At 63.0% G+C, this 25,377-nt stretch carries 29 protein-coding genes and 1 tRNA gene; 3 read left to right on the forward strand and 27 right to left on the reverse strand.

Annotation, left to right across the window (positions count from 1 at the left end; genetic code table 11):
- Positions 1–245: 245 nt before the first annotated feature.
- The 14 genes from AMA01_RS10405 to AMA01_RS10470 all read right to left on the reverse strand — a co-directional run bounded on the left by AMA01_RS10405 (position 246) and on the right by AMA01_RS10470 (position 13,725).
- Positions 246–1,091 carry a prephenate dehydrogenase gene (locus AMA01_RS10405; protein ID WP_067850698.1) on the reverse strand — a complete coding sequence of 282 codons (846 nt, stop codon included), beginning with the start codon at positions 1,089–1,091 and terminating at the stop codon, positions 246–248.
- A gap of 5 nt (positions 1,092–1,096) precedes the next feature.
- Positions 1,097–2,128 (reverse strand): 3-deoxy-7-phosphoheptulonate synthase, encoded by a 1,032-nt coding sequence (gene aroF, locus AMA01_RS10410; RefSeq protein ID WP_067850699.1) that lies wholly within the window; start codon positions 2,126–2,128, stop codon positions 1,097–1,099.
- A gap of 82 nt (positions 2,129–2,210) precedes the next feature.
- Positions 2,211–3,014, reverse strand: a complete 804-nt coding sequence (gene trpA, locus AMA01_RS10415; protein ID WP_067850701.1) for a tryptophan synthase subunit alpha — start codon at positions 3,012–3,014, stop codon at positions 2,211–2,213.
- On the reverse strand, positions 2,998–4,212 hold the full coding sequence (gene trpB, locus AMA01_RS10420) for a tryptophan synthase subunit beta (protein WP_067850703.1): 1,215 nt from the start codon (positions 4,210–4,212) through the stop codon (positions 2,998–3,000). Before trpB ends, trpA begins: the two co-directional genes overlap by 17 nt.
- Entirely contained in the window at positions 4,190–4,888 is a 699-nt protein-coding gene (locus AMA01_RS10425) for a phosphoribosylanthranilate isomerase (RefSeq protein ID WP_067850705.1), read from the reverse strand. The genes trpB and AMA01_RS10425 overlap by 23 nt, the downstream gene beginning before the upstream one ends.
- Positions 4,885–5,688 (reverse strand): indole-3-glycerol phosphate synthase TrpC, encoded by an 804-nt coding sequence (trpC, locus tag AMA01_RS10430; protein ID WP_067850707.1) that lies wholly within the window; start codon positions 5,686–5,688, stop codon positions 4,885–4,887. The genes AMA01_RS10425 and trpC overlap by 4 nt, the downstream gene beginning before the upstream one ends.
- Positions 5,685–6,734 carry an anthranilate phosphoribosyltransferase gene (gene trpD / locus AMA01_RS10435; protein ID WP_067850709.1) on the reverse strand — a complete coding sequence of 350 codons (1,050 nt, stop codon included), beginning with the start codon at positions 6,732–6,734 and terminating at the stop codon, positions 5,685–5,687. The genes trpC and trpD overlap by 4 nt, the downstream gene beginning before the upstream one ends.
- A gap of 155 nt (positions 6,735–6,889) precedes the next feature.
- The gene (aroH, locus tag AMA01_RS10440; RefSeq protein WP_067850711.1) at positions 6,890–7,258 is read right to left on the reverse strand and encodes a chorismate mutase; all 369 of its coding nucleotides are present in this window, start codon (positions 7,256–7,258) and stop codon (positions 6,890–6,892) included.
- A complete protein-coding gene (gene aroB, locus AMA01_RS10445) occupies positions 7,255–8,346 on the reverse strand; it encodes a 3-dehydroquinate synthase (protein WP_067850713.1) in 1,092 nt (363 codons plus the stop codon). Before aroB ends, aroH begins: the two co-directional genes overlap by 4 nt.
- Positions 8,343–9,500 (reverse strand): chorismate synthase, encoded by a 1,158-nt coding sequence (aroC, locus tag AMA01_RS10450; RefSeq protein WP_067850715.1) that lies wholly within the window; start codon positions 9,498–9,500, stop codon positions 8,343–8,345. The genes aroB and aroC overlap by 4 nt, the downstream gene beginning before the upstream one ends.
- Before the next feature lie 101 nt (positions 9,501–9,601).
- Positions 9,602–10,585 (reverse strand): peptidase M42, encoded by a 984-nt coding sequence (locus tag AMA01_RS10455; RefSeq protein WP_067850717.1) that lies wholly within the window; start codon positions 10,583–10,585, stop codon positions 9,602–9,604.
- Positions 10,582–11,622: a M42 family metallopeptidase gene (locus tag AMA01_RS10460; RefSeq protein ID WP_067850719.1), complete on the reverse strand. Its 1,041-nt coding sequence runs from the start codon at positions 11,620–11,622 to the stop codon at positions 10,582–10,584. Before AMA01_RS10460 ends, AMA01_RS10455 begins: the two co-directional genes overlap by 4 nt.
- Positions 11,613–12,674 (reverse strand): M42 family metallopeptidase, encoded by a 1,062-nt coding sequence (locus AMA01_RS10465; RefSeq protein WP_067850721.1) that lies wholly within the window; start codon positions 12,672–12,674, stop codon positions 11,613–11,615. The genes AMA01_RS10460 and AMA01_RS10465 overlap by 10 nt, the downstream gene beginning before the upstream one ends.
- Positions 12,675–12,708: 34 nt before the next feature.
- Complete coding sequence (locus tag AMA01_RS10470) at positions 12,709–13,725, reverse strand: RluA family pseudouridine synthase (protein WP_230087911.1); 1,017 nt, start codon at positions 13,723–13,725, stop codon at positions 12,709–12,711.
- A 235-nt stretch (positions 13,726–13,960) separates the two neighbouring features.
- Between AMA01_RS10470 and AMA01_RS10475 the strand changes: the two genes are divergently transcribed.
- Both AMA01_RS10475 and AMA01_RS10480 read left to right on the forward strand, forming a co-directional pair.
- Positions 13,961–14,164, forward strand: a complete 204-nt coding sequence (locus AMA01_RS10475; RefSeq protein WP_067850722.1) for a hypothetical protein — start codon at positions 13,961–13,963, stop codon at positions 14,162–14,164.
- Between the two features lie 78 nt (positions 14,165–14,242).
- On the forward strand, positions 14,243–15,316 hold the full coding sequence (locus AMA01_RS10480; protein WP_067850724.1) for a lytic transglycosylase domain-containing protein: 1,074 nt from the start codon (positions 14,243–14,245) through the stop codon (positions 15,314–15,316).
- On the opposite strand, the gene AMA01_RS10485 is transcribed toward AMA01_RS10480, so the two are convergent.
- From AMA01_RS10485 to AMA01_RS10515, 7 genes are all read right to left on the reverse strand, one after another.
- On the reverse strand, positions 15,309–17,144 hold the full coding sequence (locus AMA01_RS10485) for a nitric oxide reductase (protein WP_067850726.1): 1,836 nt from the start codon (positions 17,142–17,144) through the stop codon (positions 15,309–15,311). The two genes, AMA01_RS10480 and AMA01_RS10485, sit on opposite strands and share 8 nt — an antisense overlap.
- Positions 17,145–17,157: 13 nt before the next feature.
- Positions 17,158–17,994, reverse strand: coding sequence for an ATP-binding protein (locus AMA01_RS10490; RefSeq protein ID WP_067850728.1), 837 nt, complete (start codon positions 17,992–17,994; stop codon positions 17,158–17,160).
- A 416-nt stretch (positions 17,995–18,410) separates the two neighbouring features.
- A complete protein-coding gene (locus tag AMA01_RS10495) occupies positions 18,411–18,647 on the reverse strand; it encodes a biotin/lipoyl-containing protein (RefSeq protein ID WP_067850730.1) in 237 nt (78 codons plus the stop codon).
- Positions 18,648–18,661: 14 nt separating this feature from the next.
- Positions 18,662–19,363 carry a biosynthetic peptidoglycan transglycosylase gene (locus tag AMA01_RS10500; RefSeq protein WP_067850732.1) on the reverse strand — a complete coding sequence of 234 codons (702 nt, stop codon included), beginning with the start codon at positions 19,361–19,363 and terminating at the stop codon, positions 18,662–18,664.
- Positions 19,364–19,375: 12 nt separating this feature from the next.
- The gene (gene cbpB / locus AMA01_RS10505; RefSeq protein ID WP_067850734.1) at positions 19,376–19,831 is read right to left on the reverse strand and encodes a cyclic-di-AMP-binding protein CbpB; all 456 of its coding nucleotides are present in this window, start codon (positions 19,829–19,831) and stop codon (positions 19,376–19,378) included.
- 100 nt (positions 19,832–19,931) lie between these two features.
- The gene (locus tag AMA01_RS10510; RefSeq protein WP_008341032.1) at positions 19,932–20,135 is read right to left on the reverse strand and encodes a hypothetical protein; all 204 of its coding nucleotides are present in this window, start codon (positions 20,133–20,135) and stop codon (positions 19,932–19,934) included.
- A gap of 95 nt (positions 20,136–20,230) precedes the next feature.
- The gene (locus tag AMA01_RS10515) at positions 20,231–20,941 is read right to left on the reverse strand and encodes a CheR family methyltransferase (RefSeq protein WP_230087912.1); all 711 of its coding nucleotides are present in this window, start codon (positions 20,939–20,941) and stop codon (positions 20,231–20,233) included.
- 86 nt (positions 20,942–21,027) lie between these two features.
- Between AMA01_RS10515 and AMA01_RS10520 the strand changes: the two genes are divergently transcribed.
- Positions 21,028–21,894 (forward strand): patatin-like phospholipase family protein, encoded by an 867-nt coding sequence (locus tag AMA01_RS10520; RefSeq protein WP_231862919.1) that lies wholly within the window; start codon positions 21,028–21,030, stop codon positions 21,892–21,894.
- Between the two features lie 35 nt (positions 21,895–21,929).
- Here the strand turns inward: AMA01_RS10520 and ndk are convergent, their stop codons facing one another.
- The 6 genes from ndk to AMA01_RS10550 form a co-directional block, all read right to left on the reverse strand.
- Entirely contained in the window at positions 21,930–22,388 is a 459-nt protein-coding gene (gene ndk / locus AMA01_RS10525; protein WP_067850739.1) for a nucleoside-diphosphate kinase, read from the reverse strand.
- A 77-nt stretch (positions 22,389–22,465) separates the two neighbouring features.
- Positions 22,466–23,431 carry a polyprenyl synthetase family protein gene (locus AMA01_RS10530; protein ID WP_067850741.1) on the reverse strand — a complete coding sequence of 322 codons (966 nt, stop codon included), beginning with the start codon at positions 23,429–23,431 and terminating at the stop codon, positions 22,466–22,468.
- A 12-nt stretch (positions 23,432–23,443) separates the two neighbouring features.
- Positions 23,444–24,148: a demethylmenaquinone methyltransferase gene (locus AMA01_RS10535; RefSeq protein ID WP_067850743.1), complete on the reverse strand. Its 705-nt coding sequence runs from the start codon at positions 24,146–24,148 to the stop codon at positions 23,444–23,446.
- Position 24,149: 1 nt separating this feature from the next.
- Complete coding sequence (locus AMA01_RS10540) at positions 24,150–24,857, reverse strand: heptaprenyl diphosphate synthase component 1 (protein ID WP_230087913.1); 708 nt, start codon at positions 24,855–24,857, stop codon at positions 24,150–24,152.
- Between the two features lie 70 nt (positions 24,858–24,927).
- Positions 24,928–25,161, reverse strand: coding sequence for a trp RNA-binding attenuation protein MtrB (gene mtrB / locus AMA01_RS10545; RefSeq protein ID WP_008341039.1), 234 nt, complete (start codon positions 25,159–25,161; stop codon positions 24,928–24,930).
- A 61-nt stretch (positions 25,162–25,222) separates the two neighbouring features.
- Positions 25,223–25,299, reverse strand: a tRNA-Pro gene (locus tag AMA01_RS10550).
- Positions 25,300–25,377 lie beyond the last annotated feature (78 nt).

Genomic DNA, 25,377 nt, shown 5'->3' on the forward strand with positions numbered 1-25,377 from the left:
CCTAGCATGCCCGAAGAGATGAAATATTATCCTTGCAAAGATCATTTTGGCACGTCGTTTCAGCAGCCCTCCTCCATTGGCCTCCCCAGGATGAAGGCAAAAAAGAGGGAACTCGCGCGAAGCGAATTCCCAACACAGGAGATTCTGCTAGGAGTGGAGAGAAATCAGAACATAACACCCTTCGACTTGAATCATACACCGCTCTGTAAACGCTGTCAATACCACATCTGCTCCGATTTTTCAGATTACTCCGTGTTTCTCGCGGCTTCAGCCCGCTTGCGCCTCCGCCTCGCTTCGTCAAGCAACATGTTCAATTCCGCCTCGTCTTCTCGCTCGAGGGTCGCGCGAAACGCCTGGGCCGCCGCTTCGAATCGTCTCAGCCAAGAGATGACGTGATCGCGATTGGCCGCGAGTGTCTGAATCCAGAACTCCGACGGCGATGAGGCCAATCGGGTCACATCCCAAAAGGCGGGGCCCGCCATCTCCGCAAGGGCATCCGGCGCGCTCTCGGCCGCGAGGATGGCGCACTGGCTCGCAAGGTGAATGCCGTGGCTGACCTCTGCCATGCGCCGATCGTGCGCCTCGGCATCGGGGACCCATACGGTGCGAGCGCCGACGCGCTCGACGAGGTGCAGGACTTCTTCCGGCGGGCGGTGCGTCTCCAGGAATAGCCACGGCCTCTTCTCAAACAGCGATTCTTCCGCAGCGAGCGGCCCCGCCTGTGCCTTCCCCGCCATCGGGTGCGACGGTACGCCGCGCGATCCGGTGAGGACGCGATCCATCGCCTGCACAATCGGGCGCTTCACGCTGCAGACGTCCATCACCCGCGTTGCTTTGCCACGCACGCGAGGTAACATCTGAACGGCAGCGTCGACCGGCACGGCCAGCACGGCGAGATCGTAGTCAGACGGCGCGCTCTCCAGGGCGTGCCACACACGTGCAAACGCGCCAAGCCGTCCCGCCTGCTCGCGATAGACAGCGTTTTGCTCTACGGCATCGACTTCAAGGTGCGGCATGCGACGGGAAAGGGCGAGGCCCATCGACCCGCCGATGAGTCCCGCCCCCACAATGAGAACACGTTTCAGCGCCATGGCCCTCACACCAAGCTGGCGGCGGGCTGGAACGTCTTCATCAATTGGTGAATCGCCCGCACCTGATGCGCCAGTTGATCGAATTCTTCGAGGGTAATCGTCTGGTTGCCGTCCGACCACGCCTGCGTCGGATCCTTGTGCACCTCGACGATCGCGCCGTGTGCGCCAGCCGCGATCCCCGCCCGCGCCATGTCCGTCACGTAGCGAGCGTGACCCACGCCATGCGACGGATCGACGAGAACGGGCAGGTGAGACAAGTGCTTCACCACGGGCACGGCGTTCAGGTCCAGCGTGTTGCGCGTGTACGTCTCAAACGTCCGGATCCCGCGCTCACAGAGAATGACATTCGGGTTTCCCTCTGCCATGATGTATTCGGCCGACATGAGCCACTCCTCAATCGTGTTGGAGAAGCCTCGCTTTAGCAGAACTGGTTTGCCCGTGCGCCCAACGGCCTTGAGCAGCGGGAAGTTTTGCATGTTGCGAGCGCCAATCTGAAGGACATCGACGTACTCGGCGACGAGCGGCACGAGGCCCGGCTCCATGACCTCCGATACGATGGCGAGCCCGGTCTCCTCCCGCGCGTCCGCCAGGTACTTCAGGCCCTCCTCGCCGAGCCCTTGGAACGAGTACGGGGACGATCTCGGCTTAAACGCGCCGCCCCGCAGCATGTGCGCCCCGCTTCGCTTGATAGCGCGCGCGATCTCGAGCAACCCCTCCCGCGTCTCTACCGAACACGGCCCCGCGATAAGCGTCGGCTCCGGACCGCCGACAACGTGACCGCGAATCTCAATCCGCGTGTCGTCCGGGTGAAAGGGGCGACTCGCGAGCTTGAACGGATAACTCACCGTCACCAGCTTCTCCACGCCCGGCAACGTCTCGATGCCAAGCTCATGCACCTTCTCCTTCGCGCCGATCACGCCGATCACGGTCGTCTCCTCGCCGACAGACAGATGCGCCCCAAGCCCCTTGCTCTTGAGCAGCTCCATCACGCGCTCGATCTCTGACTGCGACGCGCCCTCCTTCATCACGACGATCATGTTTCTCTCTCCTCCAAGCATTTTTTGTACGATTCAAATGGTTTGAAAAGTCTATCACAATCGGCGAAAGAGGACAATCCCGTCAACGCGGGTGAGTGGATTCCCTCGCCGCTTGTTTGAGTTGTTCGGTGAACGAGCGCACCGCGTCGACGGGGTCTCGCCCCTCGCGGAGCGCGTCGCCGATGCGCCGCACATAGGCACTGCCCACGATGACGCCGTCCGCGAATTCCGAGATTTCGCGCACGTGCTCAGGCTGGCTCACGCCAAATCCCACGCACGCGGGCAGGTCCGTGTGCTTGCGGACGAGATCGACGAGCTCGCGGACCTGCCGCGACACCTGCTGTCGCTCCCCCGTGACGCCGAGCGACGAGACGCAGTACACAAAACCTCGCGCCGCTTGGACAATCGCGCGCACCCGTTCCTCGCCCGAGGTAGGTGCGACGAGCGGGATGAACTGAATTCCGTGAGCCTCGGCTGCGGAGGCCACCTCACCCGCCTCCTCGAGCGGAACGTCTGGGACAATCACGCCGTCGCCGCCGGCAGCCGCGAGTTCACTGAAAAAGCGCTCCGCCCCATATTGAATGAGCGGGTTGACGTACGTGAAGGCGACGAGCGGCTTTGGCGATCGCGCTCGGACGTCCCGCACGAGGCGAAGGCAGTCCACGAGGCGCGTGCCTTGCTTCAGACTACGTACCGCGGCCGCCTGAATGACTGGGCCGTCGGCCAGCGGGTCGGAATACGGAAAGCCGATTTCGAGCATGTCCGCCCCTGCATCCAGAATGGCGGTCGCGATATGGAGTGAGCGCGCGTAGTCCGGATCGCCAGCCACGACGAAGGGAACGAGAAGCTTGTGACTTGCTTGAAACGCATCACGGATGCGATCCATTGACTTCATCCCCCTCTCGCGCAGCCACCTGTTCGACGTCCTTGTCGCCGCGGCCAGAGAGGCAGACGACGACGACGTCATTGGGGCCGTATCGACCCGCTTCCCGCATCAGGTACGCGACGGCGTGCGCGCTCTCGAGCGCCGGAATGATGCCTTCCAGCTTCGACAGAAGAAAGAACGCCTCGAGCGCCTCGTCGTCTGTCACGGGCACGTACGTGGCGCGACCCGTCGCCGCGAGATGAGCGTGTTCAGGACCAATGCCCGGATAGTCGAGTCCCGCCGAGATGGAATGGGCGGGTTGGACCTGACCGTACTCGTCCTGCAGCAGCATGGTCTTGGCTCCATGCAGGACCCCCGGTCGCCCGCGCGCGATGCTCGCGGCGTGATAAGCCGTGCCCAACCCGTGTCCTGCGGCCTCGCAGCCAATGAGTTCCACGCCGTCATCCTCAATGAACGGGTAAAAGATCCCCATGGCGTTCGAGCCGCCGCCGACGCAGGCCACCACGCTCGTGGGCAGGCGGCCTTCCTGCTGAAGGATTTGAGCCTTCGCCTCGTCGCCAATGATCCGCTGAAAATCGCGAACGATCATGGGATACGGATGGGGCCCTACGACGGACCCGATGATGTAATGGGTGTCGTCGACGTGCGCCACCCAGTGGCGAATGGCCTCATTCGTCGCGTCCTTGAGCGTCCTCGTCCCCGACGTGGCCGCCACCACTTCGCCGCCAAGCATCCGCATCCGAAACACGTTCAGCGCCTGCCGGCGCATGTCCTCTTCGCCCATGAACACCGTGCATTCCAAGCCAAACCGCGCGGCCACCGTCGCCGTCGCCACCCCGTGCTGACCCGCGCCCGTCTCTGCGATCACGCGCCGCTTGCCCGTCCGAAGTGCGAGCAGAGCTTGGCCGATGGCGTTGTTGATTTTGTGAGCACCGGTGTGATTCAGGTCTTCGCGCTTGAGGTAGACCTTCGGCCCACCAAGGTGCTTGGTCAGGCGCTCCGCGTAATACAGCGGCGTCGGCCTGCCCGCATATTGCTGCAAATAATACTTGAGTTCCTCTTGAAACGACTCGTCGCGCGAGAGGCGCAGGTAATCTTGCTCCAACTGCAAGAGAGCCGACATGAGCGTCTCGGGGACGTATCGCCCGCCGAACGCGCCATATCGCCCCGATTCGTCAGGAAACGGATAATGACTCATGGCCCCACGCCTCCATCGCCTGGATCAACTGCTCAATCCGGCGGACATCCTTTCGCCCGCCCACTTCGACGCCCGACGACACATCGATGCCGACAGGTTGCACCCGGTTCAGCAATTCCCGAACGTTTTCCGGCGTAATACCACCTGCGACCCACCAGTCGAAGCTCAGTGCCGGCGCCACTTCGACCAAGCCATCCCAGTCGAACGCTCGACCGTGCCCGCCCGTAACGCCTGGCTCCGCATTCGCGGGAGGTTTGGCATCCAAGAGGATGGCGTCCGCGGAAGATGCATGCGACCTCAAAACATCCAGAAACGACGTCGCGTCGTCTCCGGGGTCGAACGCGACCGCGCGCCACACTCGAAATCCGGCCTCGCGAAGCCGCACAGCGACGTCCCGCGGCTCCCCGCCGTGCAACTGTACCACGTCGACACCCGCCCGCCTTGCAGCCTCAGCGACGTCTTCGCCCAATCCACCCGACACCACCGCCACGGCGATCACGTCCGGCCGAATTCGCTTGGCGGCGCGGACAAGTTGGCCCGCCTCGTCCGGGGACACGTTGCGCCTCGATGCCGGGACCATTACGACGCCGATGTGCGACACGACAGAGTGGCGCAGAAACGACAGATCGTCACCAGGCCGAAGCCCACAAATTTTCAGATGCGGTACGCGCTTCACTTTGCCACCGCCCCAAGCGGGACGCGGAGATCCGCCACCTGCGTCCGCACAGACGCGAGATCCGCGTGGCGCATCAGCAGTTCGCCAACCAGGATGCCTCGCGCGCCCGCCGCCGCCATCCGCTGAGCGTCTTCTCGCGTCATGATGCCGCTCTCGGCAATGGCGAGCGTCCCTTCCGGCAACCGTTGCAGCACGCGCTCCGAGGTTCCTAAATCCACCTCGAACGTCCGCAGGTCGCGGTTGTTGATCCCAATCAAGGTTGGTTCGGCTGCGACCGCCGCCTCTACCTCATCCTCTCCATGGACTTCGAGCAGAACCTCAAGTCCCCGGGATCGCGCGTACCTCGATAGCTCCCCCAGCCGAGCCGCAGGCATGGCTGCAGCAATCAGCAACAGGATATCCGCACCTGCCGATACCGCCTCATCCACCTGTACCTCGTCAATCACGAAGTCCTTGCGCAACACGGGAAGTTGCACGGCCGAGCGGGCAACTCGCAGGTCCGCAAGTGCTCCGTGAAAATACGTCTCGTCCGTCAGCACGGAGATGGCGGAAGCGCCGCCCTGTTCATACACCCTCGCGCGCTCCGCAGGATCCACGTTCGCCTGTAGCACACCTTTCGACGGACTCTTGCGCTTGATTTCGGCGATCACGCCCAGCCGCTCATCCTGGCGCAGGCGCTGCGCCAGGGAGCGAAAGGGCACAGTCCGCTCTGGAAGTGGACCTTCGCGGTCTATGCGCTGGCGCAGCACTTCGACCTCGCGGCGCTTGGTTTCTAGAATCCGTTCCAAGATGGTCGTCACGGGCTCACCGCCTCCTCTGCGCCCGCAAGTTGTCGGGAGCCCTCGACAAACGCCTCCAGAACCGCATAGGCGCTTCCGCTATCCACGATCTCGGCGGCCATTTCCACGCCTTCTCGCACCGAGGCTGCCTTGCCGCCCACGTACAGGGCCGCCCCGGCGTTGTAGAGGACCACGTCGCGCTTCGGCCCGCGCTCGTCGCCGGCGAGGACGCGGCGGACGATTTCGGCGTTCTCCTCCGGTGTTCCGCCTCGCAACGCTTCGACGGGTGCCGCACAGAGACCCACATCCTCCGGGACAAGCCGATACGCCCGAACGGCGCCGTCTTTGACCTCCGCCACGAGCGACGGACCGGCGAGCGACAATTCATCCAGTCCGCCGGCGCCATGCACCACCAGCGCATGCTCTGAACCGAGCGCCGCGAGCGCGTCTCCGACGACCGAGACCAGCTTTTCGTGAAAGACACCGAGGACCTGGCGCCTGGCGCCCGCTGGGTTCGTCAAGGGGCCGAGGATATTGAAGATGGTCCTGAACCCAAGTTCCTTCCGCACTTGGGCTGCGGCCTTCATTGCGGGGTGGTACACTTGCGCAAACAGAAAGCAGACGCCCGTTTCGCGAAGCAGGATCTGCGATGCGGACACAGGCAGATCAATGACCGCGCCAAGCGCCTGCAGCACGTCGGCGCTGCCGCTCCTGCTGGAAGCCGCCCGGTTGCCGTGCTTCGCAACAGGGATACCCGCGGCCGCAGCGACAAAGGCAACGGCGGTCGAGATGTTGAACGTGTCCTTGCCGTCTCCACCGGTGCCGCAGGTGTCAAGCGACCCCTCAGGGGCTTCGAAGCGAACCGCGCGGCTGCGCATGGCTCTCGCAAAGCCCGCGATCTCGCAGGCCCGCTCTCCGCGATAGGCCATCACGCTCACGAGCGCGGACGCCTGCACGGGAGACACGTGACCATCCATCCACGCGCTAAGAAATGCTTCCGCTTCCGCTTCATCCAATATTTTACCAGAAACGACAGCACCAATTGCATTCCGAACGATGTCCTGCATGACTCGACTCCTCTCAACTAAGCGCCATAAGGGGCGCACTCCCCTACCTCAACTCAGCTCGACTGACGTCCACAGAGCTGTTACGACTATGTTAGCCGCCACGATCTCATTCGTCAACCAAGGCCATGAAAGTTGGGCAGAGAGAAATGATGGCTTTATCGCGTTGCGATGTCTGGGCGCAGTTGCACGGCTTCGCCCAGATAGACGTGGATGAGCTCGTCCTGGCGCTTGTCGGTATTCAGATGCACCAACACGCGAATGCTGCGAGGCAGCGAACCCGGCACGTCGATTTCCGTCGCGCACATGAGGGGCACCCACTGCCAGCCAGGAAGCTGCCGAACAGCAAAAGCGGGAAACGCAGCGTTCAAATCAGGCGTCATGGTCAGGATGACGCTTGCTACATCGTCCACGTCGATCTCGTTGACACGAACGATTTCCTGCATCAGTTCGCGAGTTGCCCGCAGAATCTCCTCTCGGTCGTTGCGGGTCACCGTCGTGGCCCCGCGCAGTCCTCGCACCTTCATGGATGGTGTCCCTCCCTCGCCTCTTCGTATGCCTGCCTCACCTCATCGGGCTGAACCTTGCAGATTTCCACCCGACCAATGGCAGCGGGCAGCGCGAACGTCCACCCGTCGTGTGTGTGTTTCTTGTCAACCTCAATCAGCCGCAGCACCGCGTCCACGTCCGGATAAGGCGGGCGCGTGGGCAACGCGTGCCGGGCGAGCACGGCCGCGATGCGCGCGGCATCTACCTCCGGCAGGCAGCCTCGCCTCGCGGCGATGATGGCCTCGACCACCAACCCGATGGCCACAGCCTCGCCGTGGCCCAGGGAATAACCCGAATACTGCTCGACCGCATGACCCACGGTGTGCCCGACATTCAGCACCTGCCTGAGCCCGGTCTCCCGCTCATCCTGGTTCACCACATCCACCTTCACCCGCATCGCGCGCGCGAGCACGTCCACGAACTCAGCCGGATCGCCAAGGCCCGCCACGGGGTTTGTCTCCAGCTGGTCAAACAAGATGATATCCGCGATGATGGCGTGCTTGATGACCTCGGCCATCCCGTTGCTCCACTGGCGGGAATCGAGCGTGGAGAGCGCCTCGGTATCAAACAGCACAGCGCGCGGAGGATAGAACGCGCCGACCAGGTTTTTGCCCTCCTCGAGGTTGACGCCCACCTTGCCGCCGATGGCGCTGTCGTGCGCGAGCAACGTCGTCGGCACCTGCACGTACGGGACGCCCCGCATATACGTCGCCGCCACGAAACCGGCCAGATCGCCCACCACGCCGCCGCCTACGGCCAGGATGACGTCACCGCGGCGAAACCCGTGCCTGAGCAGGCCGTGATAGATTTGCACGGCCGTTCCCAGGTTCTTGTGCGCATCGCCAGCCGGAAACGCGAGCTCGAACACCCCTCGCCCCACCTTCGCCAGGGCGTCCACCAGCTCCCGCGCAAACGCCGTCTTTTGCACCATCTCGTCCGTGATGACCGCGACCTTCCGGTCCGCCAGTCCGAGCTCCTGCAAGAGCCCGGGCAGCAAGCGCCTGGCTCCCGCGTCGACGAGGACGGGATACGCCCCTTGGGCGCTTCGTACGTCGAGGCGGATCATCGCTGACTCACCCGCGCCTGATATGCCTGGAAGGCATCCTCAATCTGCTCCAGCGAGTCTCCGGCGAATTTCTCCAAAAACGCGTCGGCGATAACCCAGGCGACCACGTTTTCCCCGACGACGGACGCTGCCGGAAGCGCACAGATGTCAGAGCGCTCGATGGCCGCGGGCTCTACCTCCTTCGTCTTCATGTTCACGCTCGGAAGCGGATTGTACAACGTGCTGATGGGCTTCATGGCGGCCCGGATGACGATGTCTTCCCCGTTGGTCACCCCGCCCTCGAGTCCGCCAGCCCCGTTATGCGAACGTACGTAGCGTGTGCCGCTGTACAAGATGGGATCGTGCACCTTGGAGCCCATGCGCCGGGCCGCTTCAAAGCCGAGCCCAATCTCCACACCCTTGATGGCCTGAATGCTCATCAGGGCTGCGGCGAGCCTCCCATCCAGCTTTCGATCCGGCTGCGCGTAGCTGCCAAGCCCAATGGGACAGCCCCGCACAATCACCTCGAAGATGCCGCCGACCGTATCCCCGGCCGCCTTGGCCTCGTCGATGCGCGCCATCATCTGTTCGGCTGCCGCCTCGTCCGCGCACCGCACCGGAGAGGCGTTCGCGCGCGCCTCGAGTTCCTCCAGCGTGTCGGGAAATTGGGCCGCCTTCACATCGCACAACTCGACCACGTGCGCCGCGACCTGAATGCCGAAATGCTCCAGGAGCTGCCTGGCGAGCGCGCCCGCCGCCACCAGCGTCGCCGTATTGCGCGCGCTTGCGCGCTCAAGGACGTTGCGGATGTCCTCGTGATCGTACTTGATGGCCCCGGCGAGATCTGCGTGCCCTGGCCGCGGGCGATAAATCTCCCTGAGATTTTCCGGCTTGTCACCAAACGGCGCCATCTTCTCCGACCAATTTTTGAAGTCTCGGTTCTGAACGACCAGCGTGATGGGCGTGCCGAGCGTCTTCCCGAAGCGAATCCCGCTCGTCACCTGCACCTCGTCCGACTCGATTTGCTGGCGATAACCGCGACCATACCCCTGCTGTCTGCGTCGCAATTGTTCGTCAATTTTCTCTTTGCGGATGGTCACGTTGCTCGGAAAGCCGTCAATCACCACGGTCAAGGCCGGGCCATGCGATTCTCCTGCCGACAAGTAACGCAACAAAGGCTGCCCCTCCACTTCCTGCTCTCTCCCATAAGCGTTCGTCTCTGCGAATTACCGGTAGTATAGCATACTCGAGGCGGGCCACGCGCCCGCCCCTCGCATCAGCCCAACAGAGTCTCCGCCGTCGCCACGGCGAGATCCACCAGACCCTTCGCGTCCGACACGTCCGCCGTCGCGGCGAAAGCGCCCGCGCGGCGCACGGGATACCCGAGCCCGATGGCCATACAACCCGCCTTTGCCAGTTGAATGGCGCCGGTGTCGCTCCATGCATCGCGCGACACCTCGTGTTGAAGCAGCAGATGTAATCCATCCGCCGCTTGTTCCACGGCGCGCTTGCCCTCGAGCGGCACCACACTCGCCCGGTCCATCACCTTCAGAACGGGTCCCTTGCCCAAAGAGATGGCCGGGTCATCGTGCCACACGTCGTCCGCTGCCGCTCCGTCGATCACGAGTGCGTACTGCGGCTCGAGCTGAAAGGCCGCAGCCTGCGCGGCCCTCGCCCCAACCGCGTTCTGCGCCGTGAACGCCACACTCACGTTCAACCCTCTTGCGGCGAGCTTGCGAAACACCTCCGCGGCAACGGCGCACCCCAGGCGATTGTCGATGGCGCGCCCCATCACCATGTCATCCCCCCACGTCACATGGGGAACGTGCACCGCGCCGGCTGTTCCAATGGGCGCCATGCGCTCGGCCTCTTCGCGCGATCGCGCCCCGACGTCGACGACCAGAGCATCAAAGTCGAGATCGCCCTTTGCCGACGGATCTGCGTGGACGAGCCCCTCCGTGCCATTGGTGAAACGGACCACCCGTCCGGCGCATTCGCGCGCATGCACGTCTCCGACGGAGACCACGCGGAGATAACCGCGGTCGTCGATGTCAATGACCATAACTCCCGGCTCGTCGACGTGCGCGGCCAGCATGAGGTGAGGCCCCTCGCCCCGCTTTCGCGCCATCCCGTTGCCGAGCGCGTCCACCCAGGTCTCGTCCGCCGCGTCCCGGACGTGATCCAAGAGCGCCTGGACCACGGCCGCCTCACTTCCGCTCGGCGCGACGAAGTCCATCAACCGCATCACCCAGTCCCTCATGGGCGAAATCCTCCCTTTGCGATCTCGTCGAGTACCGCGACCACGAGATCGATGGCATGCATCACATCGTCGAGCGACACCACCTGCGTCGGCGCGTGGATGTACCGCACGGGCACCGAGATGGCCCCGCCCAGCACCCCTTTGCCGACGCGGTGAATGGCGCCAAAATCGTTGGTGCCACCCTTGACTCGGCGCCACTGGACCGGAATGTTGCGCGTCTTCGCCGTCTCCCAGAGAAATTCGGCGAAGCGCCGATGCGCCACGGTCTGTCCGTCCTGCACCGTGATGGCCGGGCCCTTGCCCACCACCGTCGACTGACCGTGCGCGGGCGTGCCGACGACGTCGTGCGCCACGGTGCCTTCGAGCGCGATGGCGATGTCGGGCTGAATCTGATACGCCGCCGCGTGCGCGCCACGCAGGCCAATCTCCTCCTGCACGGTGAACGCGCCAAACACCGGCAGAGCGCCCTTCCACCGGCGCAATGCTTCGAGCAGGATGTAGCAGCCGACGCGATCGTCAAACGACTTCGCCTTCGCCATCCGGTGCGGAAGCTCGTCGTACGCGGTGGCGAACGCGACCGGATCGCCTGGTTTCACGTGGCGCCTGGCGTCGTCCGCGTCGCGGGCGCCGATGTCGATGTATAGCTTCTCCATGGGGATGGGCTTCTCCCGTTCGCTCGGCTGCTGCAGGTGAACGGGTTTGGCGCCGATCACGCCGGGAATACGACGCTCGCCAACGAGCACTGGCTTGGACACGAGCACCCGGGGATCCACGCCGCCAAGCGGTCGAAATCGAAGCAGCCCACCGTCTTCTCGGCCTTCGCCGATGTGGGTCACCATGAGGCCCACCTCGTCCATGTGCGCGTCGAGCATCACGCGCGGCCCGGGATGGTGTTCTCCCGTGGACGCGATGACATTCCCCAGGACGTCCGTGCGCACCGACAGCCCCATCGCGTCGAGCTCGCGGCGCGCCACGCCGCGCACCTCGTCTTCAAAACCCGTTGGGCCGAAGGCCTCCGTGAGTTCCTTCAGTAACATGTCAACTCCTCCACCTGCAGAGCGTCCACCTCTGCCACATAATGGGCCAGAAGCCGCGCGCACTGCCATATGTCGTCGTAGGCGACGGTCTCGACCGAGGTGTGCATGTACCGAATCGGCGGTCCGATGAGGGCCGCCGCGAGGCCGGGGCCGGCGATTTGAAATGCGTTGGCGTCCGCGCCCACCGGCCTTTGCGACAACTCGATTTGATACGGGATCCGATGCCGTTCGGCGCAGTCCACGAGCCGCCGAAACACGCGCCGATGGAGGTTGGGGCCAAAGGAGATGGCGACGCCGCCTTCGAGCGGAAACGACTCATCGGGCGCCTGCCCGGGAAACGCCCCGAAGGTCACGTCCACGGCGATGGCGATGTCCGGCGCGAGACCAAATCCGGCCGTTCTGGCCCCTCGCAAGCCGACTTCCTCCTGCACCGTGAACACGGCGTAGAGATCCGCGCTGTGCACCATGCTCTTCAGCAAGGCAAGCGCCTCAAGGAGCACCGCCGCGCTCGCCCGGTTGTCGACCGATTTGCCCGCGATCCGGCCGTTCAGAAGATCCACGGGCGCGCGGCGAAGTGTGACGCGATCGCCGATTCGAACGCGAGCGCGAACGTCCTCCTCGGGGAGGGCGAGATCGATGTACAGCTCTTCCAGTTTGGCAGCCTTCGACCGCTCGGAAGGAGGCGTGAGATGCGGCGGTTTGGCCCCGATGACACCCCAGACCCGGCCGCTTTGGGTATGAACCAAGACCTCTTGCCCGACGAGCGCCCGCGGATCAAATCCCCCCGCCTGCGCGACGCGGAGAAAGCCACCCGATTCGATGCGGGTGACGACCAGCGCGATTTCATCGATGTGGGCGGACACGAGCACCCGCGGCCGCTTGCCTTCACCCGCACCCGGGATGAGGCCGACGAGATTGCCGAGCGCGTCGGTCCAAATCTCCGCCGCGTAATCCGATAGATGTGGAAGAATCAGATTGCGCACGTCCTGTTCGAAACCTGGCCCGCCGTGCGCTTCGAGCAGCTGCTTAAACACGCTCTGGTACTTGGCCATTGGAGACACCTCCCTGATACCGCGCGCCACCTGCTTAAAGATCCGTAGACCCGTAGATGGGATCCGCCGGGGGCTCGACGTCCTGCGCTTTGTCGCACCACGCTTCAATGTCGTCCCGGCCGGCGACGGTAAGCCAGAGCTCGCGCATGTCGTCGGCGATGCGCGCGCGAACCTTGCACGTGGCGCGGTCCTCCACGCGCGGCCACGAGAGCGCGTACGCGTGAAGCGCCTGGCGGCCAAACGCCTTTTCGTAAAACGAAGCTTGCCCCAAGGGATCGCGACGGTTGGCGAGCACATAGGTGTAATCGCGATCGCCCACAAGCGGCATGCCGTGGGAGGCCATCTGCACCCGAATCTGATGGGTCCGGCCCGTTTCCAGGACGAGCGCCACCAATGCCAGCGGCCCAGCCTGCACCAGGGGTAGCGCGTGCGTGACCGCGCGATCCCCCCGTTCGGGGGGCACGACAATGCGCCGCGACGGGCGATGTGGATTCGGCGCCAAGCCATCCACGAACGTGAGCCACCGCCCCGTTTCACAGCCCTCGGGCGCATACACGATGGCCACGTACCGCCGGTCGACGAGACCTTGGCGAAGCGCGCGGTCCAACTGATGGTGCGCGTGAGCATGTTTTGCGACCAAGACCGCACCCGATGTGTACTTGTCCAATCGGTGAACCGCGTGCGGCACACCGCCCCGCGGGCGAAGGTAATGCGCGGCCGCCCCCAAGAGCGAGCCGCGCCGCTCGTGCGGAGACGGATGTGTCAACATTCCCGCCGGCTTGTTGACGACGATCACGTCATCGTCTTCATAGCAGATCTCGAGCGGGATATCCTCGGGTTCGACGGCGACGTCCTCCTCGGGACGCTCCCACGTGACGCGATCTCCGTCCTGCACGGTCACAGAGAGATACACCGGCTCCCCGTTCAGATAAAATCCCCCCGCCTGAATGATGCGCCGGAGCATCCTGCGGGACATGCCAAGACGTCCACTCAGCACGGCCGACAAACGCCGGCCCGCGAGTTCGCTCGGCACCACATATTCTTCCAACAACCGTTCCCACCCCCACATCACAGGCCGAGGTGGCGCACGGCGAAGTACACGTACGCCACTCCGATGGCGATAAGCCCGCCGAGAACCGCCGCATACAGCAATTTGTCCAGGGTGCGCATGTCAACTCACCTCATTTTAACTTTCGCGGCCCGACCTCGCCCTATGCGTTTGCGCGAAGCGAGAACAGGCCATAAAGAAAATGGGCAGGTTTGCCCGAAGACGAGGTGCTTGACACATGACCACCCTACCCTACACCTACCGAGTGGTTGGCCGCGAAGCCGCGGTTTGGCATACGTCGCCCTGCGCTCACGGGTGCGATTATATCATTCAAATCCTCGGACCGGACCAGGATGTGCACATGGAATTCTGCTCGCTCGATGCGGAGCAGTTCGCGGGGCTGTTGCTCGACGCCGTCGAATGGAGTCATCGGTCCGACTAGCTTGTCATACTTGTCCCGCTTCGCGCGTACATCTCTCCATAAAACAGGCCGCGAGGCTTGGTCAAAGGGGAGATGCGAATGTTTCGCTGCCGTTGGCAGGCTTTCATGGCCAGCGCCCTCGCGTTCATCGCTGCCGTCGGACTCTGGACCGGCGACCGAGCGAACCGCGCACCGGCTGCCATGGCCCCCGTCGTCGACGCGCGCACAGCGCCCGAGCGTTCATCCCTACCAACGTTGTTGCCGCGAGTGGAATGGGCGGTTCTGCGGGCACATTCAGGCGAACCTTCTCGCACGGAAGTCCTCGACATCAGGCTCACGCACAGTCCTCAGGCCGCGTCCATCGCGCAGATTGCGATGCGCGCCAGATCTGCCATTGGCGCGAGGGCAGCGCGTCCAACGATGCGCGCAATGACGGTCTGCGTCCGTAAGGGGCAGTGCCTGTGGAGCATCGCAGAAGCTCATCACACCACCGTGGGCAACGTGATGCGGTACAACCGCCTCCACTCCACAGTTCTGCGCGTGGGACAAGTATTGCGCCTGCCACCGAGCGCGCGTCCGACCGCCGCGCTGCCGAAGTCGCCGGAAGCGAGTTCCTCGCCGCTCCTGCCGAGCCTAACCTACACCGTTCAACCGGGGGACTCGCTTTGGGAGATCTCGAACATCTTTGGCGTCTCCATCTCTGCCATCTGCAGCGCGAACCACCTTACACAAACCGCCATCTATCCTGGGGAGCGACTCGTGATTGAGCCTTCGAGTGCATTCGGCGGATGGCAAGCGCAAAGCGTGCTGTTGCGCGAAGCGCCATCCTGGCTCATCCCTGTCTACAAGGCCGCCGGCGCAAAGTACGATATCCCATGGACCGTCCTCGCCGCTATCCACAAGGTTGAGACGGATTTCAGCACGAATGGCGACATCGAATCGTATGCAGGCGCCATCGGCCCGATGCAGTTCATGCCATCGACCTTTGCCATCTTCGGCGTGCCCGCACCAGGTCACACGACGCCAGACATTCATAATGTCGAAGACGCGATTTACTCGGCCGCCAACATGCTTCACCAAGAGGGTTTCAGCACAGATCCATATTACGCCATCTGGACGTACAACCACTCGGCGACTTATGTCGAGGACGTCTTGCACTTGGCGGTCACCTGAGCTCTGGCACGGCGCCGCGCAAAATCTGTTTCAGCGCGCGCTCCATCGCAAGCGGCAAATCCTTGGGAGACCTGGCGACGGCAAATGCATGCCCGTACAGGTAACGCACGGCGTCTACGAGCGCCGCGTCCACCTCGCTTGCAACCACCAGGTGAACGACTTGAATACCGCGCGCTCTGGCCTCTGCCACAGCTCGCCGCGTATCCTCGTAGGCGCCGACGTAACCCTCCGCCGCAGGCCTGGCGTCGCTCACCACCAGCATCCACTTGGTAGCCTTGGCGAAGCGCGCCAGACGCCAGGCGACATGACGGATGGCCGCACCGTCCCGGTTGTCCAACTCCGGCTTAAGCGCCCAAACCGCAGCGAGCGCGGCCGGATCGTGCGACTTATGAAACGGCACGACGTCCCAGATGACGGTCTCCAACGCCGAAGCGCCCATTGGGGCGTCGTCTTCCCAGTACGCGGCGACGCCAAATTTCGCCCCGAGTACGCGCAGGACGTCGCCCAACATCACAATGGCCTCCTTGCACGCTTGCAGGTAAGGCTCCATGGAGCCAGAGACGTCCAGCAGGATTTGCACCGCGGTATCGCGCGCTGCTGGCTGATCTTTTCGTGCCAGCACCCGCGGATAGGGCTCGAACGTCACTCGCTCCACGTTCTTGAGCGCGCGGCCGTGACGGGAGAGGCTGCCTCGCCATGCTCGGCGCCGCTCGAGGTACTTTGCGAGAAGGGTCTGGAGCCGTCGGCGTTCGCCAGCCTGGGCGCGGCGCACCGAACGCAGCCACTCCTCAGCTTCCGTCGTCGGAGGGACATAGTCGCGCTCCCGGATGGTGTACATCTGGTCGGAGCCATCGCCTTGCATGTGCGTGTGCCCCTTCACATGACCTTCGTGCTCGCCTCGGACGTGACTGCGCCGGGGCGGCCCCGACATGCGAGACGACGCTGTCCGCCCGACCGTCTCCACCTCGTCTTCGCCAAGCCTCCCGCCGCGCGAAGCTGGCGCTGCTTGATTGGTTGCGCTCGACGGACCTTTCAACAAAACGCCCTTTTCATCGTGTCGAGGCTGTGTCCAGATCTCCACGCGCTGCTTCGATGCGCCATCCGCCTCTTTTCCCTCACGAAGCGCGTTGCGCGAGCGCGAGAACCCGCTCGATGCGTCCGGGGTGATGCCACCTTCTGCAGCGTCCCAGGCGAGATCGAACCAGACGTCCGTCAAATCCGTGACGGATCGCCCCGCCATCGCGGCGCGCAGGCCTTCCGCGGCCCAGCGGGCGGCAACTTCAGTGTCTCCCGACAGCGCAGAGCAGCTTCCCTTTCCTTGCGCGAGCAGATTCCCGAAGAGTTCCAGGTAGATACCTTCGGCGCTGTCGATCCGGCCGCGGTTCCGAAGGCTCCACGCCGCCTGCCGCACAACGCGCCGGCGGTGAAACGCCATCCGCTTTGCAAAAAGCCTCCCTATCCCCGGCCGCTCTTGAGACAACACGAACATGAGGCGCGCGTCCTCCACGGTGAGCAGCCATTGCCAGGCGAGCCTCGGCGCTTTACACGCGGCGAATTCCCGGCGCGCACCGCGAAGTGCGGCGAAGTTGGTCAGCCGAGCGCTGCCTGCGGCGCGCAGATAGACTTCCGCGCGTTCGAGCAGACGGCGCTCGGTGTTGCCCGCGCTCCGGTACGCATCGGGTAACTGGAGGATAGCTGTCTCAAGGTTGAGACTCGAGACAGGGCCATATCGACACTGAAGCCGTGGATGACGGGACAAGGTGCGAGCGAGACCCGTGTACAGTGAGAGTGACGGCTCGTCCTCATACGGGCTCGTGAAGCGAAACACTGGACCGCCTCCTTTACGTGCCGCCGAAGTAGCTCGAAGCGAGTTCGATGACGAGATCCTGTTCACGTGCATCGCTGAGCTTACCGGCGACGGCGTAGCGCACCGCGCGCAGGGGCGGCATCTGGGTGGCGAGATCGCATGCATCGAGCAGGGCGCGGATGGACGCCGCTTCGGCGGGCAGTTCACCGACTTCGCTCGCCCGAACGAGATCCGCCGAGAACCGGACAAATCGATCGATTTGCGGCAGGCTGGACAAGGCGGTGCCCTCGCGAATCAGTTGTGCCAGCGCGTCGCCCTGTACATAGTGCACGTCAAAAACGACGAATCGATTCAGCAGAGCTTCGTTGAGAGGCGATGTGCCGGCGTATCCTTCGTTAATGGCGGCTACGACGCAGAAACGCGGATCCGCTGTGACGACCTCCGCCGTGAGCGGGTTGGTCAACTGCCGCCGATGATCGAGCGCGCCGTGCAAAATGGGGAGAACCTCGGGCCGCGCGACGTTCAGTTCGTCGACGTAGAGCATGCGGCCGAGCCGCATCGCCCGCACGACGGGGCCTTCCACGTATTCCACCACCGTTTGCCCATCCGCGATGCCGAGCGTGCGATGGCCGAGCAGAGCCTCCAAATCGAGGTCGACCGAGCAATTCACGGACTCCATCTCGAGTCTGAGCCGCTCGGCGAGCACCTCTGCAAAGCGTGTCTTTCCGCTCCCGGTCGGCCCTCGCAGGAGGAGGTGCTTGCCGAGCCTGAGCGCCGCCAGAGCATCTTCCACGAGGTGCGGCGGATCTGCGAAAAAGCGCGGCGACGCGTGCCTCACGAGCGTCGTTTCCCGCTCGCTGTCGACGTCCATTTGTCCATCGCTCCTTTCGGAATACGGGCGCGTGTCCTTGGCGCACGGATCTCAAACGGCGTAGGATATGCCAGAACCGCGAGGAGGAGGTGGCTGATATGTACGGCGTGTTTGGTAGCTACACGCAGTGGGCCGTCGTGTTTCTGATCATCTTCGTGCTGTTCTTCCTCCTGGTGCCCGCTTACGGCGCCGCTGCAACCTGCTGAGTATGCGGAAAGGCCGCCCCGCCGGGCGGCCCGTTTTCGCGTGACGCGACGCGCGCATGAAACGCACCCCAGCGTGAAAGATTAAGTCCGCAATCCGAAATCGACGTGCGCTGGGGGATACGACATGGTGTTCATTGCGTGGTTCATTGTGGCGTTTGTCGCGGCTGCTCTCATCGTGTACTTCGCAAATCCGCGCCGACGCAAGTGAACTCAACCTTCCTCGATCCGGCAAAGCACATCGTCCATCTGAACGCGATGGCCCTCTTTGGCCACGATCTCCTTCACCACCCCGCTGACCTCCGACGGCACTTCGACGGTCACCTTGTCCGTCGTCACCTCCAGCAGCGGTTCGTCCTTCTCCACGCGGTCTCCCTCGGCTTTCAGCCAGGACGTCACAACTGCCTTGGTCACACTGTCCCCCAACTGGGGCAGGCGTACCTCCACCATGAGCACCCCTCCTTTCAGTCCGCCCGAAGCTCAATGGGCTCACGCCATATGGCCTCCGCCTTCGACGCTGACAGTTGCCCGTCGTCCACCATGTTTTCAAGTACGACCTGCTGGCGCGATCTCGCGAGGGCGAAATGAGTCAACGGGTCGTACGCGGACGGCGCGTTCGGCAGGCCAGCCACGAGCGTGAGCTCGCCCGCATTGCAATCCCACGGCGGCTTGCCAAAATACGTCTCACACGCATTATACAGCCCGTACGCGCCATGGCCAAAGTACACCACGTTGGCGTACAGGGTGAAGATCTCCTGCTTGGACATCGTGTCATAGAGTCCGATGGCGTACCAAGCCTGCAACAGTTTGCGGCGCAGCGTCTTCTGCTTGCCGAGGATTGTATTGTCGACCAACTGCTGCGTCAGGGTGGATCCGCCCTCGACATAACCGTCCTTCTCTACATCCACCACGACACTCCGCGCGATGCCAATCGGATCAATGCCGGGATCGGACCAGAAGCGTCGGTCCTCGGTGGCGATCACGGCCTGGCGAAACACGGCAGGTATTTGGCCGTATTGGACGGGATGCACACGCTTCTCGCGCATGCGCAGATCTGCCGCCTGCCTCACGCGCGAGGCGACGGGGTTCACCGCGTGAAAGTACACGTCCTGGCCTGCCCACAGGGCCGCAAGCAGAACGAGCGCCCGAATCCAAACGCGTCTCAATCCCTCACCGCCTCAGGGCCGCTTTCTCCCTTTGCGAATCACCCCATTGAGGTACGCGAGAATGCCATGGCGCGTGAGCAACCCCACGAACTTTCCACCTTCGTCTTCGACGCACAAAAAAGGCGCGTCGATACTGAGTTGAAGGGCGCGCAAAAAAGGCTCGCCTCTGCCGATGCGGTGGAAGTCCGTGCGCATCACATCCTGAACTGTGAAGGACGAGAGCGCCTCGAACTCAATGCGCTCCAGCCCCAGAATCCTGTCCAGGATGAGCGTCTTGCTGATAATGCCCACGACCCGGCCGTCGCTCGAGACAACCGGGATGGCCGAATAGCCAGATTTAATCAAAACCAACAGCGCGTGCTCGGCGCTGTGTTGCGGATGTACGCAGGCCACGTCGTCCGCGTCGATGATGAGGCGCGCGATGTCCTCGTCCTGCAACGTCAAAGACTGCATAGTCTCCATAGACATAGACGAACGTCTCCCTGAAGCCCAGGCTGAGCCTGTCGGTGTTCGCCTCGTATTTTACCAGAACGCGGTCGCCGCCGATATGGCGACGACGCGCCTCCCATCACGACACGGGTCCCACGCGACGGTGCGTCATGTCGGGCGGCGGCACGACAGCCGGGTCCAGCCGTTCATGCGCGATTTCGGGTGCGACGCCTCCGTCCTGTTGCAACCGGTCGATCCCGTCGTACACCGAATCCAGGTAGACCTCGCTCCCGTGCGCCTGGTTGCCATCCGACACAGGCGTGTGGCCGCGCTCGTCCGCCATGGCTCTCGCCTCCTTCGCATGGATTCCCATCTGTATCGTGACCACGAAGGGGCGGCGTTATTCGACATGAAGGACGGCGAAGGCGCGAATGGCGTTCAACCCTCAGCCTCCTTTTGGTAGATGAAGGGGGCCACAAGACGAAGGCCACACGGATGGATTCCGATCAACTGCTCGGTGCTGCCCACGAACAGATGACCTCCAGGCTTCAATGCGCGTGAAAACCCGGCGATAATTCGCTGTTTCGCCGGCTCCGTCAAATAGATCAACAAATTGCGGCATACGATGAGATCAAGATCATGGGGATACGGATCGGAGAGCAAATTATGCCGCTCCAAGCGGACACGGCGGCGAATGGCTGTGTCCACCTGCCATCCGCCAGAAACCGGTTCGAAAAATCGCGCCAGGCGCTCAGGAGAAACGTTCACCAGGGCGCGCGGCGGATACACGCCTCGCGCAGCCACCTGCAGCGCACGCTCGTCGAGGTCCGTCGCCCAGATGTCGATGTCCAGGCCGAGTTCGGCACAGAGCACAGCGAGGCTGTAGGGCTCCTCGCCGTTCGCGCATCCCGCGCTCCAGGCGCGAAGCGGCGTGATCGCGGCCGCTTTGAGTCTTGCGCGGAGATCATCCCAGCGCTCCGGGTTACGAAAAAATTCAGACACTTGAATCGTGACGCGATCGACCAATTCCCTGAGAAGCGAGGCATCGCGCGCGAGGGCCGCGGCGTAAGCGGAGAAGTTCGAAAAGCCGCGGCGATCGCGCAGATGGGTCACGCGGCGTTCCATCTGCGGACGCTTGTATGAGTTCAAGTCGATTCCCGTCAATCGTCGGACGTGTTCCACAAATTCCAGATAGGGATCCAGTGTGACTCACTCCACAAAGGCGGGTGTGCGTGGTGGAGACAAAGTGGAACCTGGGCATCGCCCTGTCGGGAGGCACGCTGAAGGCCGCCGCGCACGTCGGTGTGCTTTCGGCACTCGACAAGCTGGGCATACGCCCGGACGCGGTCGCAGGCACAAGCGCCGGATCGCTCGTCGGTTGTCTGTACGCCTACGGGTACCGCGCGGAAGATCTCGAGCGTCTCGCGCGCTCGTTCCCAGGTTGGCGCCTGATGGACTACGGCTTCCCTGTCGTTCAGTCCTTGGCGGCCATCGCCACGAGCCGAATGGGCATCGGCTCTCGGCGGCCCCCCGTCCCTCCGGGCCTGCTGCGCGGCCAGCGACTTCGCGAGTACATCGAGCGCCTGCTCGCGAATCGCAGACCCCAGATGCCCATCTTCGTGCTTGCCACGGACCTTCTCTCCGGCCGGCCAATCGTCTTCACCCCGCAGGAGGTGCGAACGGACATGTTCCACCAGACAGAGTCGATGGCTATGGCCGTCGCCGGAAGCTGCGCACTGCCTGGGCTTTTCCCGCCCGTGAAGCACGGGCCGTACCTGCTTGTGGACGGCGCCATGCGCCACTACGTACCGGTGTCCGTGCTGCGCCAAGTGGGCTGTCGTCGAATTCTGGCGATCAACCTGTACCGACTGCCCGCCGAATTCCACCCCAACACGCTGATCGACGTGTTTCTACGCGCGTTCGACATTCTCCTGCGTGAAACCATTGACAACGATCTCGACGTCCCGTCCGTGCTGCTCCTGGAACCTGATCTGACCTCCGTCAAGGGGCAGCCTTTTGAGCGCCTGCCAGCGTACATTCGAGCGGGCCAGATCTGTGTGGAACGCCATGCCGAGGCCATAGCGCAGTTTATCCGCGCCTGAGCCATGAAAAAACCCGCGCGCAAGCGCGGGCCATCTCACGCCAGCCAGGCGTCCACGGTGCGTTCGTACGTCAGCGCCCCTTCAGAAAACCACAACTCAATTTCCCGTTTTGCGCTCTCAGGCGAATCAGAACCGTGCACGACGTTCATGCCGATGGTGAGGCCGAGATCGCCACGAATCGTCCCCGGCGCCGCCTCAGCTGGGTTTGTTTTGCCCATCATCGTGCGAGCCACCGCAATGGCATTCTCGCCTTCCAGGATCATGGCGAACACCGGCGACGACGTGATGAACTGAACGAGCTCGCCGAAAAAGGGGCGTTCGCGGTGCTCCGCGTAGTGCGCCTCCGCAAGCTCCTTGGATACCTGCACGAGCTTCGCGGCAACGAGCTTCAGCCCCTTGCGCTCAAATCGCGCCACGACTTCACCGACGAGTCCGCGCTGCACGCCATCGGGCTTCACCATGACAAACGTCTGTTCTCGGGCCATGTCTTCCATCCCTCGCTCCATGCTTGTTGTCCGCGGCCAGGCCACAGACGGCGCTATTGTAAGAAATTCTCCGCTCCGATTGCAAGTCAATATCGTCGGCGGATGATAAACGAGGTCAGGCCCATCAGCTGCTCTCGGACCGCCTCCCGCGTGACCGCGCCAAGCAGATGTCTGGATTTTTCGAGGTATCGCTCCGCCAGTCGCTCAGCCTCCGCCAGCGCTCCCGACGCCACGACAAGCCGAATGGCTTCCTCCGCATCTTCGTCCGGCATGCCCTCCCGCACCAGGGCCCTTAGGCGTTGCCCAAGCTCAGGGCGAGAAGCTGCCAGCAGGGCCGGCAGTGTCAGATTCCCCTGGCGCAAATCCCCTCCCACGGGCTTGCCCACGATCTCGGCCGCCCCCGTGAAGTCGAGCAGATCATCCACAATCTGAAATGCCATCCCTGCCGCGTGCCCGAATCGCGCGAGCGCCGCGACCTCCCGCTCCTGCGCGCCGCCGACCATCGCTCCCAACTGACAACTCAGCGAGATGAGCAGCGCCGTCTTCCGGTGGATGCGGCGCAGATACGTCATCACGCCCTGCGACCAATTGTAAAAGTCCTCAATTTGCTCGATCTCGCCCTCGCACAAAAGCACAATTCCCCGGGCCATCAGCCGATGAACCGCGAGGTTGTCCACTTCGGCGAGAAGTTGGATGGCGCGCGCGAACAGGTAATCGCCTGTGTACATCGCGGCGAGGTTGCCGTAGCTCTTACGGACAGTGGGCTTGCCGCGCCGAAGATCGGCTCGGTCGATCACGTCGTCATGCACCAAGGTCGCCATGTGGATCATCTCAAGCGCCGCGGCGACCTTGGCGACGTCTTCAGACCACGCGCGTTCCCCCAGCCCGCAGATCAGCGCAAACAGGGGACGAATGCGCTTGCCGCCGGCTTCCAACAGCGTTCGACCTGCCTTTGCGAGGTCCGAGTGTTCCGCATGGGCCCGCTCGTCCAACAGCTGTTCCACGCGTTCCAATTCACGCCGGTACAGGAGATAAATATCGTGAAATTCCACGCCGACCGCTCCTCATTTCCATCCGATGTGGAAGGCCGCGATACCAAACGTCAATGGGCGGCTCCACACGTCGCGCAAGCCGACGCGACGAAAAATCTCCTCAAGCCCCTTCCGATCCGGAAAGTCGATAAGTGACTCGGGCAGCCACTCGTACGGCGCGCGATCCCCTACCACGAGCTCGCCGATTTTGGGGAGAATGCGGTAAAAGTAAAAGTAATACAGTCGACGGAACCACGCGGCCTCCGGCTTCGATAGTTCGAGCGACACGACGGCGCCGCCGGGCTTCACCACGCGAGTCATCTCTCGCAGACAGCCTTCCGCACTTGGCATATTCCGCAGTGCGAAGCCAATGGTACACAAATCGAACGTGTTATCCGGAAACGGCAGGTTCATCGCGTCGCCGTGGACGAACTGGACGCGATCGCGAAAAGGAAATTGCAGACGCCGTTCCTCCGCCACCTCAAGCATGGCCTCAGTGAAGTCGAGCCCAATCACCCGCCCCCCAGACCCAAGCCGTTTGGCGATGGCAAACGTCCACGCGCCCGTACCCGCCGCCACGTCAAGCACCTGGGAGTTCGGCGCGAGCGGCAAGCGGCGCATCGCATAGTTTCGCCAGAGGCGATGCTGTTGAAAGCTCAATACCGAGTTCATCGCATCGTATCGCCTGGCGATTTTCGAAAACACGTCGTGGACATACGCTGACTTATCGCCTTGCATCTCAACGCTTCCCTTCCGCTGCCTGAAGCCCTTTCGGCTCTTCGGGAAGGGCGTAATCAAAAACCGACCATGTCCCGCGCAGCCTGGCGGCATCCTTCGCTGAAAACAACAGGCCTTCGCGCGCCCGAGAAGAAACGGTGCCGCGCGTGAACACCCGGACCCTCGCGCCGCCCGCGAGAATGTGATTGCGCACTGCCTCGTCCACCTGCGCCATCCACGCCCCTGAATTTGGATGATAATGGCGAACCAAAGCTCGCAACAACTCCGCTTCGATGGTCGACATGCGCTCCATATACACGTCCAGAGACAGCGGAGACGCCATCAACAGGTCCATCTTCGCCTCGTTGATTCGGACGACCGCCTCACACAATTCGTGCATGAGCTGACGATCTCCAAGCTCCGCAAGGATCAGGTAGTATTTGCTGCTGTCATAGTCCCCGGCCAACACCACAAGCCCTTGTTGCTCCGCGCCCCACTCGTCGATTTCGTCATGAATCGACAATCCCTGTTCCAACAAAAGAACGGCGGTGAGGACGCGCTCCGCCTCGCTTTCCGGCACCGCAGCTGACTGCAGGATGGCGTAACCGAGATCGAAATGAAATGGACTCACCGCCTGGCGGACCTTCCGCTTGGCCAAGTAGTCGTGATCCATATGCGCCTTGGCGCAACGCGTGACGCGTTGAAACATTGCCTCCCGTGCGTCCGTCAAGCCGGTGTCATCTCCTTCGAACGGGCCGACCCTTGTATGCTGCGGATAGTATATCATAAATGATGGACGCTCACGCGTCCTCGTCGGTGCGCACAATCCCGTACCGAGTGTAGATGACGGCCTTTCCCCGGATCTTGATGGCCGACGTGTGCTCCGTGAACTGTGCAATCATGACTTCGCTCTTGTCCAATTTCTCAGCATGATGAAATCGCGTCTGAGGGCCACGCGTCATGCCGTTCACCTGAACTCCGTTTTCAAGGGCCCGAATCACCACGTAATCGCCGCTGTAGGGCGTGTCAGCCAAGGCCGCAGCCTCCTTCGAATCCGCCTAAAATACGAAGACCAGCGCTCAACACGCTGGTCACTGGTCGGAATGACGGGATTTGAACCCGTGACCTCTACCTCCCCAAGGTAGCGCGCTACCAGGCTGCGCCACATCCCGACGTCCTTCGCTCTTTTCGTGAAGCCGTTGATGATTGTAACACGCGACTCTGGTTTCTGCAAGTGGCGAGCGCCTGAC

The organism is Alicyclobacillus mali NBRC 102425 (assembly GCF_001570745.1).
GTDB classification, from domain to species: domain Bacteria; phylum Bacillota; class Bacilli; order Alicyclobacillales; family Alicyclobacillaceae; genus Alicyclobacillus; species Alicyclobacillus mali.